Source organism: Streptosporangium sp. NPDC020145, from assembly GCF_040631275.1.
Taxonomy (GTDB): Bacteria; Actinomycetota; Actinomycetes; order Streptosporangiales; family Streptosporangiaceae; genus Streptosporangium.
This window is the reverse complement of sequence record NZ_JBEXZT010000022.1, coordinates 19,932-34,292: the sequence shown is the minus strand read 5'-3', so window position 1 is coordinate 34,292 and position 14,361 is coordinate 19,932. Positions and strand designations below refer to the sequence as shown.

The 14,361-nt window shown below is 70.2% G+C and carries 13 protein-coding genes and 1 riboswitch; of the genes, 3 read left to right on the top strand and 10 right to left on the bottom strand.

From position 1 onward, the window contains the following. Positions 1-67: 67 nt before the first annotated feature. The 9 genes from gcvP to ABZ463_RS30555 form a co-directional block, all read right to left on the bottom strand. Complete coding sequence (gcvP, locus tag ABZ463_RS30595) at positions 68-2,923, bottom strand: aminomethyl-transferring glycine dehydrogenase (RefSeq protein WP_362781335.1); 2,856 nt, start codon at positions 2,921-2,923, stop codon at positions 68-70. A gap of 159 nt (positions 2,924-3,082) precedes the next feature. Beyond that, positions 3,083-3,174: riboswitch (glycine riboswitch) on the bottom strand. Positions 3,175-3,188: 14 nt separating this feature from the next. Then, positions 3,189-3,719 (bottom strand): MerR family transcriptional regulator, encoded by a 531-nt coding sequence (locus ABZ463_RS30590; RefSeq protein WP_246435481.1) that lies wholly within the window; start codon positions 3,717-3,719, stop codon positions 3,189-3,191. Between the two features lie 234 nt (positions 3,720-3,953). Next, positions 3,954-4,424 carry a bifunctional nuclease family protein gene (locus ABZ463_RS30585; RefSeq protein ID WP_184713884.1) on the bottom strand — a complete coding sequence of 157 codons (471 nt, stop codon included), beginning with the start codon at positions 4,422-4,424 and terminating at the stop codon, positions 3,954-3,956. A gap of 79 nt (positions 4,425-4,503) precedes the next feature. Continuing rightward, positions 4,504-5,154 (bottom strand): MerR family transcriptional regulator, encoded by a 651-nt coding sequence (locus ABZ463_RS30580; protein WP_352012555.1) that lies wholly within the window; start codon positions 5,152-5,154, stop codon positions 4,504-4,506. A 26-nt stretch (positions 5,155-5,180) separates the two neighbouring features. Continuing rightward, positions 5,181-5,693: an FHA domain-containing protein gene (locus tag ABZ463_RS30575; RefSeq protein ID WP_352012556.1), complete on the bottom strand. Its 513-nt coding sequence runs from the start codon at positions 5,691-5,693 to the stop codon at positions 5,181-5,183. 246 nt (positions 5,694-5,939) lie between these two features. Next, positions 5,940-8,441: a mannose-1-phosphate guanyltransferase gene (locus tag ABZ463_RS30570; protein WP_352012557.1), complete on the bottom strand. Its 2,502-nt coding sequence runs from the start codon at positions 8,439-8,441 to the stop codon at positions 5,940-5,942. A 3-nt stretch (positions 8,442-8,444) separates the two neighbouring features. Then, positions 8,445-9,041 (bottom strand): CDP-alcohol phosphatidyltransferase family protein, encoded by a 597-nt coding sequence (locus ABZ463_RS30565; protein ID WP_362781331.1) that lies wholly within the window; start codon positions 9,039-9,041, stop codon positions 8,445-8,447. A 220-nt stretch (positions 9,042-9,261) separates the two neighbouring features. Then, entirely contained in the window at positions 9,262-9,696 is a 435-nt protein-coding gene (locus ABZ463_RS30560; RefSeq protein ID WP_352012559.1) for a DoxX family protein, read from the bottom strand. 391 nt (positions 9,697-10,087) lie between these two features. Continuing rightward, a complete protein-coding gene (locus ABZ463_RS30555) occupies positions 10,088-10,507 on the bottom strand; it encodes a hypothetical protein (RefSeq protein WP_352012560.1) in 420 nt (139 codons plus the stop codon). A 261-nt stretch (positions 10,508-10,768) separates the two neighbouring features. Here ABZ463_RS30555 and ABZ463_RS30550 point away from each other — a divergent pair, with 261 nt between their 5' ends. Next, the gene (locus ABZ463_RS30550) at positions 10,769-11,386 is read left to right on the top strand and encodes a methyltransferase domain-containing protein (protein WP_352012561.1); all 618 of its coding nucleotides are present in this window, start codon (positions 10,769-10,771) and stop codon (positions 11,384-11,386) included. A 15-nt stretch (positions 11,387-11,401) separates the two neighbouring features. Here the strand turns inward: ABZ463_RS30550 and ABZ463_RS30545 are convergent, their stop codons facing one another. Continuing rightward, a complete protein-coding gene (locus ABZ463_RS30545; RefSeq protein ID WP_362781328.1) occupies positions 11,402-12,088 on the bottom strand; it encodes a gamma-glutamyl-gamma-aminobutyrate hydrolase family protein in 687 nt (228 codons plus the stop codon). A 469-nt stretch (positions 12,089-12,557) separates the two neighbouring features. Here ABZ463_RS30545 and ABZ463_RS30540 point away from each other — a divergent pair, with 469 nt between their 5' ends. Together ABZ463_RS30540 and ABZ463_RS30535 are read left to right on the top strand one after the other, a co-directional pair. Then, positions 12,558-13,700, top strand: coding sequence for a globin domain-containing protein (locus ABZ463_RS30540; protein WP_362781326.1), 1,143 nt, complete (start codon positions 12,558-12,560; stop codon positions 13,698-13,700). Positions 13,701-13,767: 67 nt separating this feature from the next. Continuing rightward, on the top strand, positions 13,768-14,085 hold the full coding sequence (locus ABZ463_RS30535) for a molybdopterin synthase sulfur carrier subunit (protein ID WP_362781324.1): 318 nt from the start codon (positions 13,768-13,770) through the stop codon (positions 14,083-14,085). Positions 14,086-14,361: the final 276 nt, after the last annotated feature.

Below are 14,361 nucleotides of genomic sequence, written 5' to 3'. Positions count from 1 at the left end.
GGTAAGGAATCGCCCCGGGCCCGGTGGCCCGGAGCCCTGTCCACGAGGTGGATCTTAACGGTGCGAATCAGTCCTCGTAGGCCTCAAGCGGAGGGCAGGCGCACACCAGATTGCGGTCGCCGTACGTCTGGTCGATCCGGCGGACCGGCGACCAGTACTTGGCCTCGCGCACCGACGGCAGCGGGTAGGCCGCCTCGGCCCGCGAGTAGGCGTGCTCCCAGTCGTCGGCCAGCAGGCAGGCGGCCGTGTGCGGGGCGTTGCGCAGCGGGTTGTCGGTCTTGTCGTAGGCGCCGGAGGCGACCTTCTCGATCTCCCCCCTGATCGCGATCATCGCCTCGCAGAACCGGTCGAGCTCGGCCAGGTCCTCGCTCTCGGTCGGCTCGATCATCAGCGTACCGGCCACCGGGAAGGACATGGTGGGAGCGTGGAAGCCGTAGTCGACCAGGCGCTTGGCCACGTCGTCCACGGTCACACCGGTCTCCTTGGTGATCTGGCGCAGGTCCACGATGCACTCGTGGGCGACCAGGCCGCCCCGGCCGGTGTAGAGGACGGGGTAGTGCGGGGCGAGCCTGCGGGCCAGGTAGTTGGCCGACAGGATGGCCTGCTCGGTGGCCGCCTTGAGCCCGTCTGCGCCCATCATCCTGACGTAGGCCCAGGAGATGGGCAGGATGCCCGCCGAACCGTACGGCGCGGCGGAGACGGGACCGACCGGCGAGTCGTCGCGCAGCGGGTGACCGGGCAGGTAGCCGGCGAGGTGGGCGCGGACCGCGACGGGGCCGACGCCGGGGCCGCCGCCGCCGTGCGGGATGCAGAAGGTCTTGTGCAGGTTCAGGTGGGAGACGTCCGCCCCGAACTCGCCCGGCTTGGCCAGGCCGACCAGGGCGTTGAGGTTGGCGCCGTCGACGTAGACCTGGCCGCCCGCCTCGTGCACCCGCTCGCAGATCTGGGTGATGGTCTCCTCGTAGACGCCGTGCGTCGAGGGGTAGGTCACCATGATCGCGGCGAGCCGGTCGCGGTGCTTGCCGAGCTTGGCGTCGAGGTCGGCGAGGTCCACGTTGCCGTTGTCGTCGCAGGCGACCACGACGACCCGCATACCGGCCATGACCGCGCTGGCGGCGTTGGTGCCGTGCGCGGAGGAGGGGATCAGGCAGACGTCGCGATGGGCCTCGCCGCGGGCGTGGTGGTAGGCGCGGATCGCCAGCAGCCCGGCGAATTCACCCTGGGAGCCCGCGTTCGGCTGGATGGAGACCGCGTCGTAGCCGGTGACCTCGGCCAGCCAGCCCTCAAGCTCCCGCACCAGCTCCGTGTAGCCCTCGGCCTGCTCCGCGGGGGCGTAGGGGTGCAGCCCGGCGAACTCGGGCCAGGTGATCGGCTCCATCTCGGTGGTCGCGTTGAGCTTCATGGTGCACGAGCCGAGCGGGATCATCGACCGGTCGAGCGCGACGTCCTTGTCCTGGAGCCTGCGCAGGTAGCGCAGCATGGCCGTCTCCGACCTGTGGCTGTGGAAGACCGGGTGGGTCAGGTAGTCGCCGGTGCGCGCCAGCCCCTCGGGCAGCGCGTCGTGCGCCGCGGCGTCCAGGTCGGTCAGTACGGCGCCGCTGACCTCGAAGGCGGCCAGGACCTGCTCCAGGTGGAGCTGCTCGGTCCGCTCGTCGCAGGTGACGCCGACGTGGTCGGCGTCGACCAGGCGCAGGTTGACGCCGTTGTCGCGGGCCGCGGCCACGATCCGGGTGGCGCGGCCGGGCACCCGGGCGAGCACGGTGTCGAAGAAGGCGTCGTGGACGACCTCGACGCCTCCGTGGCGCAGGCCCGCGGCCAGCACGACGGCGTGCCGGTGGACGCGCCTGGCGATCCTGCGAAGGCCCTCGGGGCCGTGGTAGACGGCGTACATGCCCGCGATGACCGCGAGCAGCACCTGCGCGGTGCAGATGTTGCTGGTCGCCTTCTCCCTGCGGATGTGCTGCTCACGGGTCTGCAGCGCCAGGCGGTAGGCGGGGCGGCCGTCGGCGTCCTGGGAGACGCCGACCAGGCGGCCGGGCATCTGCCGCTGCAGGCCGTCGCGGACGGCCATGTAGGCGGCGTGCGGGCCGCCGAAGCCCAGCGGGACGCCGAAGCGCTGCGAGGAGCCGATCGCGATGTCGGCGCCGAGCTCGCCGGGGGCGGCCAGCAGGGTCAGGGCCAGCAGGTCGGCGGCGGCCACCACCTGGGCGCCGCGCGCGTGGGCGGCCTCGGCGACGGCGCGGAAGTCCCTGATCTCGCCGTCGGCCCCGGGGTACTGCACGAGCACGCCGAAACAGTCGGGAAGGGCCTCGGTGAAGTCGCTCTCGACCAGCTCGATGCCGAGCGGCTCGGCCCTGGTGCGCAGCACGGCCTTGGTCTGCGGCAGCGAGCCGGCGTCGACGACGAACACGTTCGAGGAGCCGCGCACCGCCCTGCGGGCCAGCGTCATCGCCTCGGCGGCGGCGGTGGCCTCGTCCAGCAGGGAGGCGCCCGCCACGTCGAGACCGGTCAGGTCGGAGACGACCGTCTGGAAGTTGAGCAGGGCCTCAAGGCGCCCCTGGGAGATCTCGGGCTGGTAGGGCGTGTAGGCGGTGTACCAGCCGGGGTTCTCCAGGAGGTTGCGGCGGATGACCGCCGGGGTGATCGTGTCGTGGTAGCCCAGGCCGATCATCGAGGTGAGCACGGTGTTACGCCCGGCGAGGGCGCGCAGCTCGGCGATGGCCTCCGTCTCGCTCGCGGCGGGCGGGAGGTTGAGCCTGTCCTTCGCCCTGATGGCCTCGGGGACGGCCACCGCGACCAGGTCGGCGGTCGAGGCGAATCCGACCGCCTCGAGCATGCGGGTCTGGTCGGCGTCCGCGGGCCCGATGTGACGGGTGGCGAACGGCGGGGGGGTCAGCTCGCTGAGCGGTGACAGGTCGGTCATGGGAAGCCTCCCGAGACGTTGGAGACCGGCGCTGGGCGCGGGCGTATGCCGGATCTCCCCCTCTGTCATCGCGACCTGAGAGTTTCACCTTCCGGTGCGTGGAAGGCTTTCCCCGTCGGTGAGACGCGCCTGGCGGGCGTGCCTGCTTTCCAGAGTCGCCTCGCCCACGCGGTACCGGGTGCCTGAGAGATTCCGGGGAGGTTGCTCCTTCGGCGCCCCGATCATGCCGGGGTCTCTCCCGCGCAGAGTCAGCAGCGAGACAACCTTACCCGGTGCGGCGAGCCCGGCGACGACGGGCCAGCTCATCCGCGTGGTGATCGCCTAAAGGGCTCTGGCCGGACTCCGCGCGCTCTCCGGGCAGGTCGGCCAGGGAGCCCTCCACCTCCTGCCAGACGCGGCCGAGGGCTATGCCGAAGACACCCTGCCCTCCCTGGAGCAGGTCGATGACCTCGTCGGGTGAGGTGCACTCGTACACGCTCACCCCGTCGCTCATGAGGGTGATCTGGGCCAGGTCGTTGACGCCGCGGTCGCGCAGGTGCTGGACGGCGATGCGGATCTGCTGGAGGGACACACCCGTGTCGAGCAGCCGTTTGACGACCTTGAGCACCAGGATGTCGCGGAAGCCGTACAGGCGCTGGGAACCCGAACCGTGAGCGGCCCTGACCGTGGGCTCGACCAGACCGGTGCGCGCCCAGTAGTCCAGCTGCCGATAGGTGATGTCGGCCGCGGCACAGGCGGTGGGACCGCGGTATCCGATGTCGGCGGGCAGTTTCACCGGCTGCCCGTCGAACAGCAGGCCCTCTTCGCCCGCACGCTGACGTGCCTCCCCGCGCCGTTCCGGGTCATCCTGGTCGGCGTTTCTACCCTCGCCGCTGCTGACCGCCACGCGGACCTCCGGCTTTCTCTCATCCCGCGGCCTGATCTGGGGGTTTGCGCACAGCCGCGGGTTTCACTTGCACCGTAGGACTGGGGCCAAGATCAGTCAACGACCCTCCCCGGCGCGTCGTGAAGCGTAAATGCACCGAAATACCTACCCCGCGCGACCGAAGTCCTCGGGCGTGATCGTGTCAAGGAACTCCCTGAACTTCTCCACCTCGTCCTCCTGGTCGTCGGGAATGATCACCCCCGCCTCCCTGACGATGTCCTCACTGGCGAAGATACGGGCTCCCGTACGCAACGCCAGGGCTATGGAGTCCGAAGGACGGGCGCTCACCTCGACCCCGTTGGAGAACACGAGATCGGCGAAGAAGATCCCATCACGGAGTGCGACGATGTTCACGGTGCTCAGCCGGACGCCGAGCGCGTCGAGCACGTCGCGGAAGAGGTCATGGGTGAGTGGCCGGGGTGGCGGCTCTTCGGCCTGGGCCATCGCGATCGCCGTCGCCTCGGTCATGCCGATCCAGATCGGCAGGTACCGCTCCCCATGTGCCTCCTTCAGCAGGACAATAGGCTGGTTTGAGGGCATCTCAACCCGAACGCCCACGACCTCCATCTGCAACACGGGCTGCTCCGTCTTCGCTGGATTATGACCGGTTTGTTCAACGTAACACTCGTGAGGGGACGAGTGCCTGGTCAGGTTCTCACCGGCCCAAGCCCCCACGCACGGCGGAACGCAGGAGCGAGGCGTGCAATTCCAGCAGAAGACCAGAAATCTCCTTGGCGGTCTCGTCGGCCCGGTCGATGGCCCCCGGGCCTCGGCGGCGAAGCAACGGCGCGATGGCCTGTTCGACGAGGGTGGCCTCCCGCTCGGCCGCGGCCTTGACGACCCGCAGGTGGCGTGCCCTGAGCCCGAAGGCGGCCAGTGCCCCCACGCTGCGGGCCACGGCCAGCGCCTCGGCGTCGTAGTGGCGGGCGACCGCGGCGAGCAGGCCGAAGTCCTCAAGCTCGGTGAGGGTCTCCTCGTCGAGCTCGGCGGCGGCGAGCAGTTCCTTGCGGGTGAGACGAACCTCCGGCGGCGCCTCGCCGGGAAGGGCCCGCGGAGGGGTGACCGGCCGGTCCTCGCGGTCCGCGGCCTCGAGCCGGTCCTTGATCACACGCAGCGGCAGGTAACGGTCGCGCTGCTCGCCGAGGATGTAACGCAGCCGCTCGACGTCGGCGTAACTGAACTTCCGGTAGCCGGAGGGACTGCGCTCCGGCTCGATCAACCCCTCGCCCTCCAGGAAACGGATCTTGGAGATGCTGACGTCGGGGAACTCGCCCTGCAACAGGGCGAGCACCTCCCCGATGCTCATGTGCGAACGAGCCGCCTGGGAGCTCATCATCCTCCAGCGGCGCCACGGGTGAGGAAGACCAGGCGGAACTTGCCGATCTGCACCTCGTCGCCGCCGTAGAGCGGGACCTCCTCGATCCGCTCACGGTTGACGTAGGTGCCGTTGAGGCTGCCGACGTCACGGACGGTGAACACCCCTCCGCCGCGCCGGTAGAACTCGACGTGACGCCGCGAGACGGTGATGTCGTCCAGGAAGATGTCACTCTCGGGGTGACGGCCGACCGTGGTCAGGTCGCTGTCCAGCAGGAAGCGGCTGCCCGCGTTGGGACCACGCATGGCGACGAGCAGCGCGGCGCCCGGAGGCAGTTGCTCGACGGCCTGCCGCTCGGCGAGAAGCGTCTCTCCCGTCTCCGCCTCGTAGGCCTCGATCCCGGACAGGGAGATCGTCGACGTACTGTCCCCCGGGGAGTCGAACCTGGTCAGCGGCGACCCGCATCGTGAACAGAAACGGGCGTCCTCAGGGTTGGCATGACCGCACTGCGTGCAGTAGACGCTCGGCATCGATCGGCTCGGCCTCCTACCGCGAGGACGCGGCAACGGTTCTCGGTACGCGCGCCTCGCTTCATCGCTTCTCAAGTATTTGCTCAGACTGCGAATGCCGCAACATACACCGAATAGCGAGAAAGATCAAGTCCGACGCTCGAGGACGGGTTCGGTCGAGGACAAAGTTACCGCCGGGCGGCGCCCCGGTCCATGCCGCCGCGCTGGGTTTTCGCGCTCTCCGGGCCGGGGATCCCAGGGGAGACCTCAGGTCGCCGCCGCCCCCTCCACGACCCTGGCCCAGTGCTCGATCAGGCTCTGCGCCGAGTCGACGTCCCCCGCCTCCGCCCACAGGTGGGTCACCGCCTCGGCCGGGTCCGGCAGCACCAGCGCCCAGCTGCCGTCCTGCGCCACGACGCGCACCCCGTCGGTCGTGTCTATCCGGTACAGCTCGGCGGCCTCGATGACCGAGCGCATCACCACGCCCTTGGCGGCCCACGGCGTGGGGACCGTACGGCGCAGCAACCGGGCCTGCGGGATCCTGGCGTCGATCTGGCTGAGCGAAAGGCGGGTCCTGGCGACCAGGCCGAGCAGCCGCAGGAACACCGCCAGGCCGTCGACCGTCGGGCCGAACTCGGGCACCACGAAGCCGCCCCGCCCGTCCGCGGCGAAGACCATGCCCTCCGCCCTGGCCGCGGTGGTCAGCGCGTCCAGTGCGGTCGAGGTCCACTCGACCTGCACGCCGTGGAAGCGGCAGACCTGCTCGGCCACCCGGGTCGTGGTGACCGGCAGGGCCACCCTGCCGCCACGCCGCTCTGCGGCGACCAGGTCGAGCACGACCAGCAGGGCGCGCTCCTCGCTGATCAGCTGGCCCGTCTCGTCGACGAGCGCGATCCGCTCCCCCACCGGGTCGAAGCGCACGCCGAAGGCCGCCCTGGCCGAGCCGACCAGCTCGGACAGGCGTTGCAGGGCCCGGCGGCGCTCGGCGAGGGTCTCGGTCGGCGAGGCGTCGTCCAGGCGGTTGTTGACGGTGAGCACCTCGACGCCGACCCTGCCCAGGAGGCTGGGCAGCACCAGTGAGGAGGTGCCGCCCGCGCAGTCGACGACGACCTTCAGGTCGGCGTCGCGCACCCCGGTGACGTCCACGCAGCGCAGCAGCTCGTAGGTGTAGTCCTCGATCGCCCTGGCCGGGAAGCTCAGCTCGGCGATCTCCCCGGGGAAGGCGCGGCGGAACTCCTGGCGGGAGAAGACCCGCTCCAGTTTGCGCTGGGCGCCCTGGGAGAGGTCGGCGCCGTGCTCGTCCATGAAGACGATGTCCACGCTCTGCGGGTCGCCCGGGGTGGTGCGCAACGCGATCCCGCCGACCGCGTTCTCCCTGGCGGTGTGGAAGCGCGAGACGGGCAGCGGGGCCGCCTCCAGGTCGAGCACGTTGATCGCGCTGGCGGTCAGCGCGCTGATCACGGCCCGCTTCAGCGCCCTGGCCGCCCGGGAGGAGTCCCGGGAGGTGATGACCGAGGCGCCCTTCCTCAGCGTGGTCGCGTAGGCGCTGGCGAGCCGTACGCACAGTTCGGGGGTGATCTCCACGTTGACCAGGCCGGAGACGCCGCGCGGGCCGAACAGGCTGCGCTGGCCCCTGGGCTCCCAGATGACGCTGGTGTTGACGACCGCCCCGGCCTCCACGGTCTTGAAGGGGTAGACCTTGACGCCCGAGGAGACGTACGCCTCGGCCTCGATGATGCACTCGTCGCCGACGACGGCGCCCTCCTCGATCCTGACCCCGGTCATCAGGTCGGTGTTCTTGCCGACGACACAGCCGCGCAGGTGGGCGCTCGGGCCGACGTAGACGTTGTCGTGGACGACGGCGCGGTGCAGGAAGGCGCCCTCCCTGACCACCACGTTGCTGCCGAGCACGGTGAACTCGCGCAGTTCGGCCCCCGCCTCGACCTTGGCGTAGTCGCCGACGTACAGGGGGCCCTTGAGTACGGCGTCGGCGTCGACCGAGGCCCCCTCGGCCACCCAGACACCCGGGGAGACCTCGAAGGCGTCGATGTCCACCCTCACCCGCCCGGAGAGCACGTCCGCCTGCGCCCTGAGGTAGCTCTCGTGGGTGCCGACGTCCTCCCAGTAACCGTCGGCGACGTAGCCGTACAGCGGGGCGCCGCGCGCCAGCAGGCGGGGGAAGACGTCGGCGGACCAGTCGACGACCCCGCCCGCGGCGATCTCGTCGAGGACCTCGGGCTCCATCACGTAGACGCCGGTGTTGACGGTGTCGGAGAAGACCTGACCCCAGGTCGGCTTCTCCAGGAAGCGCTCAACCCTGCCCCGGTCGTCGACGATGACGATGCCGAACTCCAGGGGGTTGGGGACGCGTTTGAGCCCGATCGTCACCAGCGCGCCGTTCTCCCGGTGGAAGCGGATCATGTCGGTGAGGTCCATGTCGGTCAGCGCGTCGCCGGAGATGACCAGGAAGGGCTCGTCCCTGAGCTTGTCCGCGGCGTTCTTGACGCTGCCCGCCGTGCCGAGAGGGGTGTCCTCGGTGGCGTAGTACAGGCTCATGCCGAGCTCGTCGCCGTCACCGAAGTAGTTGCGGACCAGCGCCGCCAGGAACTGCACGGTCACCACGGTCTCGGTGAACCCGTGCCGCCTCAGCAGGCGCAGCACGTGTTCCATGATCGGCCGGTTGATCACGGGTAGCAGTGGCTTGGGCTGGTTGGCGGTCATCGGCCGCAGCCGAGTCCCCTCCCCGCCCGCCATCACGACGGCCTTCACACATCACCTCTTAATGCGTCCGGCTCCGCGTATGAGCTGACGCACCTGTACCCAGTAGAGCGCCCCGGACCACCAGTACAGTCCGGTGCCCCAGATCGCGAGCGACCAGCCGACGATGCGGGCGGGCCCGGCGTACCAGGCGTCGTGGTGGGCGAGGAAGAGCAGGGGGAAGGCGTAGAGCAGGTTGGCCGTCGCGGCCTTGCCGAGGAAGTGCACGGGCAGCGCGGGGCCGTACCCCAGGCGGCGCAGGATGGGCGGGATGCCCAGCAGCATGACGTCGCGCAGCGGGATCGCCAGGGCCAGCCACCAGGGGATGATCTCGCGCATGGCCAGGCCGAAGAGGGTGGCCAGGATGTAGAGGCGGTCGGCCAGCGGGTCGAGGAGGCGGCCGAGCCTGCTGGTCTGGTTCCACGCGCGGGCGATCTTGCCGTCGAGCCAGTCGGACAGGCCGGCCAGCATCAGCAGCGCCACGGCCCAGCTGTCGGCCTTCGGCCCGAGGACCAGCCACAGGAAGACCGGGACTCCGACAAGCCGGGCCAGGCTCAGCGCGTTGGGCACCGTCAAAATGCGGTCTTCGGCACCCGATGCTTCCGGATTCACCCGAATGTCTCCCTCCCCGTACCTGAAGCCGACCCTACTGCGTTCGCCGCGGCATCCCGCAGGTGACGGGCACCACAGGTCTCTTCACAGCTTCGGCAGGAACCCTGTGAAGGTTCTTCGAGGTCGTGGGGGGAGTGTGCCGCGGGCGCGGGCCGGGCGTGTCGCCCGTCCCGCACCCGGGGAGGATGCGGCGGACCCGGTCACGGTCCGCCGCAACGGCTCAGTTCGCGGCTCCCACGGCGACCGGGGAGCGGTCACGCCGCCACAGCCTGTCCAGGGCCAGCGCCCCGCCGCCGCTGAACCCGATCGCCAGGCAGATGGCGAACAGGACCAGGACGTACTCGAACCCACCCTGCTGCGAGAAGAAGCCCTTGCCCGCGTGGACGAAGACGTAGGCGCCGACCATGTTGAGGGCGAGGATGACGCCCGCGACAGGCAGGGCGGCGCCGAGGATGAAGGCGAGGCCGCAGAGGACCTCGCTGCCCGCCACGGCCGGGGCCGCCACGGCGGCGAGGGGGATGCCGAGGTGGGTGAACCCGGCCGTGACCTCGTCGATCCCGCTGCTGAGGAGCTTCTGAAGGCCGTGCGCGATGAACACGATGCCGATGACGACCCGGGCGAGCAAAAGGGTGTAAGGCCCGATTCTCTCCAGCATGACTTTTCTCCTGTTGCGATGTAGTTCACTGATGAACCGGCACCCACAGGTCGACGTTTGGTTGAACGTTGAACTATTTGGGCATGGTACGGCGCTGCACAAACGCCAAAAATGGGGCCGGAACTGTGCTTTCACAGCACGAGCACTTCGATCGTCACCGAACGGGCGACAAGGACGGCGGGTGACGGACCCGGCCACGGATGTTCCTTGACCCACATAACATCCAACTATTCGCAACTGTCGTTGTCAACGACCTTCGTCTCCGGGCGGCCCTGGCGGCACGGCGAAGGCCCGGGACGCACGAGACGGATCCGTCTCGTGCGTCCCGGGCCTTCCGAGGTTCCGGGGGTCGGGCGAGGCGCGCGGGCCGGGAGACCGCCCGCGCCGCGCCTCAGCGGCCGCGGACCGCGGCGCGGGGCGACCAGACCCAGACGAGCAGGGCCACGGTCAGCCCGAACAGGGTGAGCCCGCTGGGCACGTGTGTGCCGAGCAGGTTCCAGGTGAAGTGCTGCCCCATGCCGATCAGGAGCAGGCCCGCGCTGGCCGCCGCGGGCCATCCCGCGCCTCGGCCCGGCCGCCAGAACAGCACGGCCGCGACGGTCTGCAGCAGTGCGATCAGGTGCACCACCATCCCGACCATGACGTGGGTCTCGGCCAGATCGGCTCCGCCCTGTACGGCCTGGCCCGCGAAGGAGGCCGCGACGATCAGACCGACGGCCTGCGCGGTCACCAGAACGCGCAGGCCATACAGCAGGCCCGCGGAGACGGAGCGCTCCGGTGCCGCGAGCGGCCGGGTGATGCCCTCCTGCATGAGATGTGTCCTTCCTGCAATGACTGTTCAGGGACACATCGTGGCCGCGCGGTTCCGCCGGGTCGTCAGCCTCCAGGGGTACCCGCCGATCCGCCGCGTGGCGGATTCGCCGTGCTCCGGGGACGACGCCGGGACGGAACCCGTTCGCGGCGCCCGCGCCTCTCCTCCTGAGGTAGGTCGGCCCTCTCCTCCTCATGGCGGAAGGAAAATCAATCGGATTACGGGGTCATTCCGCCCGCTTCAGCCTCTACCCTTCACAGCATGACCAAAGACACCACGCTCTTTCTGGGGCAGTGGCTACGCTCCCCGGGAACCGTTGGGGCGGTGGCGCCGAGCTCACGGCGGCTGGCCGAGACGGTGACCACCCCGGTCCCCCAGCGGGGCGATCCCGTGATCGTCGAGCTGGGCCCGGGGACGGGGGCGTTCACCGCGGAGATCCAGCGGCGGCTGAACGGCAGGGGGCACCACCTGGCCGTGGAGATCAATCCCGCGCTGGCCTCGTTCCTGTCGGAGCGGCACCCGAAGGTGGACGTGGTGGTCGGCGACGCGGCGCGGCTGCCCGAGATGCTGCGTGAGCGCGGTCTTGAGAAGGCCGACGCCGTCATCAGCGGCCTGCCCTGGGCGGCCTTCTCCGCCGACACCCAGACGCGCCTGCTGGACGCCGTCGTGGCCACCATGAGCCCGCACACGGCCTTCACGACCTTCGCCTACAGCTTCGCCAAGCGCATGCGGCCCGCACAGCGCTTCCGGCGCCGTCTGCACGAGACCTTCGAGGAGGTCGTCGTCGGCAGGACCGTCTGGGGCAACCTTCCCCCCGCCTTCGTCTACCACGTGCGCAGGCCCCGGACCCTCGACACCGCAGGCGCCTGCGACCTGTGACACCTCGGGGGCACCTCAGCGCGCCGCCTGGACCAGCGCCTCGAACAGCCGGTTGTCGCCGGCGCGCTCCGGATGCCACTGGACGCCGACGCAGAAGGGGTGCCCCTGAAGCTCGACCCCCTCGACGATCTGGTCGTCGGCCCACGCGACGGCGAGCAGCCCCTCGCCCAGCCTCTTGACGGCCTGGTGGTGCGGCGCGGTCACCTCCGCGTGATCGCCGACCGCCTTGCCCAGGCCGCTTGAGACGCTGATCTGGATCAGGTGCTCCCGGCCCGCGGCGGAGTGACGGTCGTGACCGACCTCGTCGGAGAGCCACGGGATCAGTGAGCCGCCCTGGGCGACGTTGAGGACGTGCATGCCCCTGGCCACGGCCAGCAACGGCAGACCCTCCCGTACGGCGGCGCGGGCGAGAGCGAGCTCGAACCGGTCACGGTGGGGCTGGGGCGCGCCCGCGCGGCCCTCGGGGGCCGCGCCGTACAGGGAGGGGTCGAGCGCGCCACCGCCCGCGAGGACCAGTCCGGACAGACACCGCACGTGGTCGCCGGCCGCGGCCGGGTTCGTCGGCGGGACCAGTACGGCGATCCCGCCCGCCTTCTCGATCGCGCGCACGTAGGAGGGGGGCGACAGGACGGCCTCGCGAACCCAGTCGCCCCAGCGGGCGGCCTCAAGGTAAGCGGTGACACCGATCAGGGGTCGGGGCATGTGGAACTCCAAGGGGGCCATGCGACGGCGGCGTCCCCGTTCCGGGCGGCACCCGTCCCGTCTTCAGCAACTTCCCTATCATGGCGCACCCTATTTCGGTTATGTCACGCTTTTGAAGGTCTCAGTGTCGTCTCACCGCGCCGTCGCCACGCAGGGACGGGACGGGCCGCACCAGGCGACACGGCAAACACCCACACAAGGGATAAATAACAAAGTTCGGATAAATACGATTTGTGACCACCCAGGTCACTCCTATAGCACGATCGCCAAAAATAGTCTCGCAATTACAGATAGTTTGAATTCCCGCCATATTGCTGAGAACACGTTGTGAGCCTCACATGGTGATGGAAGACTCAAATGCGAGCGCTCTGGTGCGCCGGGGCCACAGGACGCTCATCACCCGGATTCGTCAGGAGGTAGGTCTGCGTGATCGGACATTCGATCCGGTCAATTAGGGTGGGTTCCGTCCATGTCCTTGAATCCGCGTCTCGTGAAGGAAAGCTTCGCCGTCATCGAACCCGTCGCGGACAAGGCCGCCGCGTATTTCTACGGCCGTCTGTTCGCGGAGAACCCGCACATGCGGGCCATGTTCCCCCCGGCGATGGACACCCAGCGCGACCGCCTGTTCGGCGCGCTGACCAGGATCGTGTGGAGCCTCGACAGCCTCGACGGCCTGTCGTCGTTCCTCGGCGAACTCGGCCGGGGCCACCGCAGGTACGGCGTGCTCCCCGAGCACTACACCACGCTCGGCAACGCCCTGCTGGCCACGGTGAGACGCTTCGCCGCCGAGGTGTGGAGCCCCGAGATGGAGGCCGCGTGGCTGGCCGCCTACACCGCCGCCGCCGACATCATGATCACCTCCGCCGAGGAGGACGCCCGGACCTCGCCCGCCTGGTGGACCGCCGAGGTGATCGGTCACGAACTGCGCGCCCCGGACATCGCGGTGATAACCCTGCGGCCCGACGAGCCGCTGCCGTACCTGCCGGGCCAGCACGTCGACGTGCAGACCGCGCGCTGGCCGCGGGTGTGGCGCCCGTTCTCCATCGCCAACGCGCCCAGGCGGGACAACACCGTCCGCCTGCACGTCAGGGCCGTCCCCGGCGGCTGGGTCTCCTCCGCGCTCGTCGGGCACACCCGGATCGGGGACACGGTGACGCTCGGCGCGCCGGGCGGCACGATGACGCCGCCCGAGCCCGGACGTGACATCCTGTGCGTCGCCGGGGGCACCGGCCTGGCCCCGCTGAAGGCCATCGTGGAACACGTGATCACCTCGGACCCCACCCCGCCCCGCGTCCGCCTGCTGTACGGCGCCCGCACCTCGCGCGAGCTCTACGACCTGCCCGACCTGATGAGGATGCGCTCACGCGTGCCCAGGCTCGAAGTGGTGCCCGTGGTCTCCGACGAGCCCCGCTACGGCGGTGAACGGGGGCGGCTGCCCGAGGTCGTCGACCGCCTGCGGCCGTGGGCCGGGCACGAGGTCTACGTCTGCGGACCCGACGACATGGTCGAGGAGACGATCCTCAGGCTCCAGCGCGGTGGGGTCCCGCCCGCGGACATCCACCGGGACCGTCCCCAGGAGGGACGGCGCCGGGGCGCCCACTGCCATACCTGACCGGCTGAGCGCGGGACGCGGCGTCCCGCGCCGTGACAGCATGAGGCCGCATCGGAAAGGAAGACCGTTGACCAGGTCCGCCACACTCGTCACCTTCGTGTTCCCCTCAGCCCTGGGGCGCTGGGCGGGCGACATGGTCGAGCTTCGCGTCTTCGCGGTCGCCGACCGCGACGGCGGCCGCCCCACCCTGGGGGCCGCCCTCGACACGCTCTGCCGTACCCATCCGTCGCTTGAGCGCAGGCTCCGCGACGACCACGGGCGGATGCGCCGTCACATCAGCGTGTTCGTCTGCGGCGAGAACGCCAGGGGGCTCGGCGGACTCGCCTGCGCCCTCCCTCCGGCCGCCGAGGTCCACCTGCTCCCCGTCCTGTCCCGGGTGGGCTGAGCGCACCCTTCCCCACGCGGGGTCAGCCCGCTCCGAGGGCCCGCGCGATGCCCGCGGTGTCCTGATACTCCCGCCAGAGCGCCACCCGGCCGTCGCACGCCCCGAGAACCCCCACGAAGGGAAGACTCGCGCGGCGCCCGGTACGGGTGGCGACCCCGGTGGTCTCGGACCGCGCCGCGGGCTTGTGGCGCGGGGGCGGGTACGGCGGGAGGAAAGGGCAGGTCAGATCCCTGCCTACCTCCTGATTGTCCGAAGTGTCCCAGTTACCATGAGGGG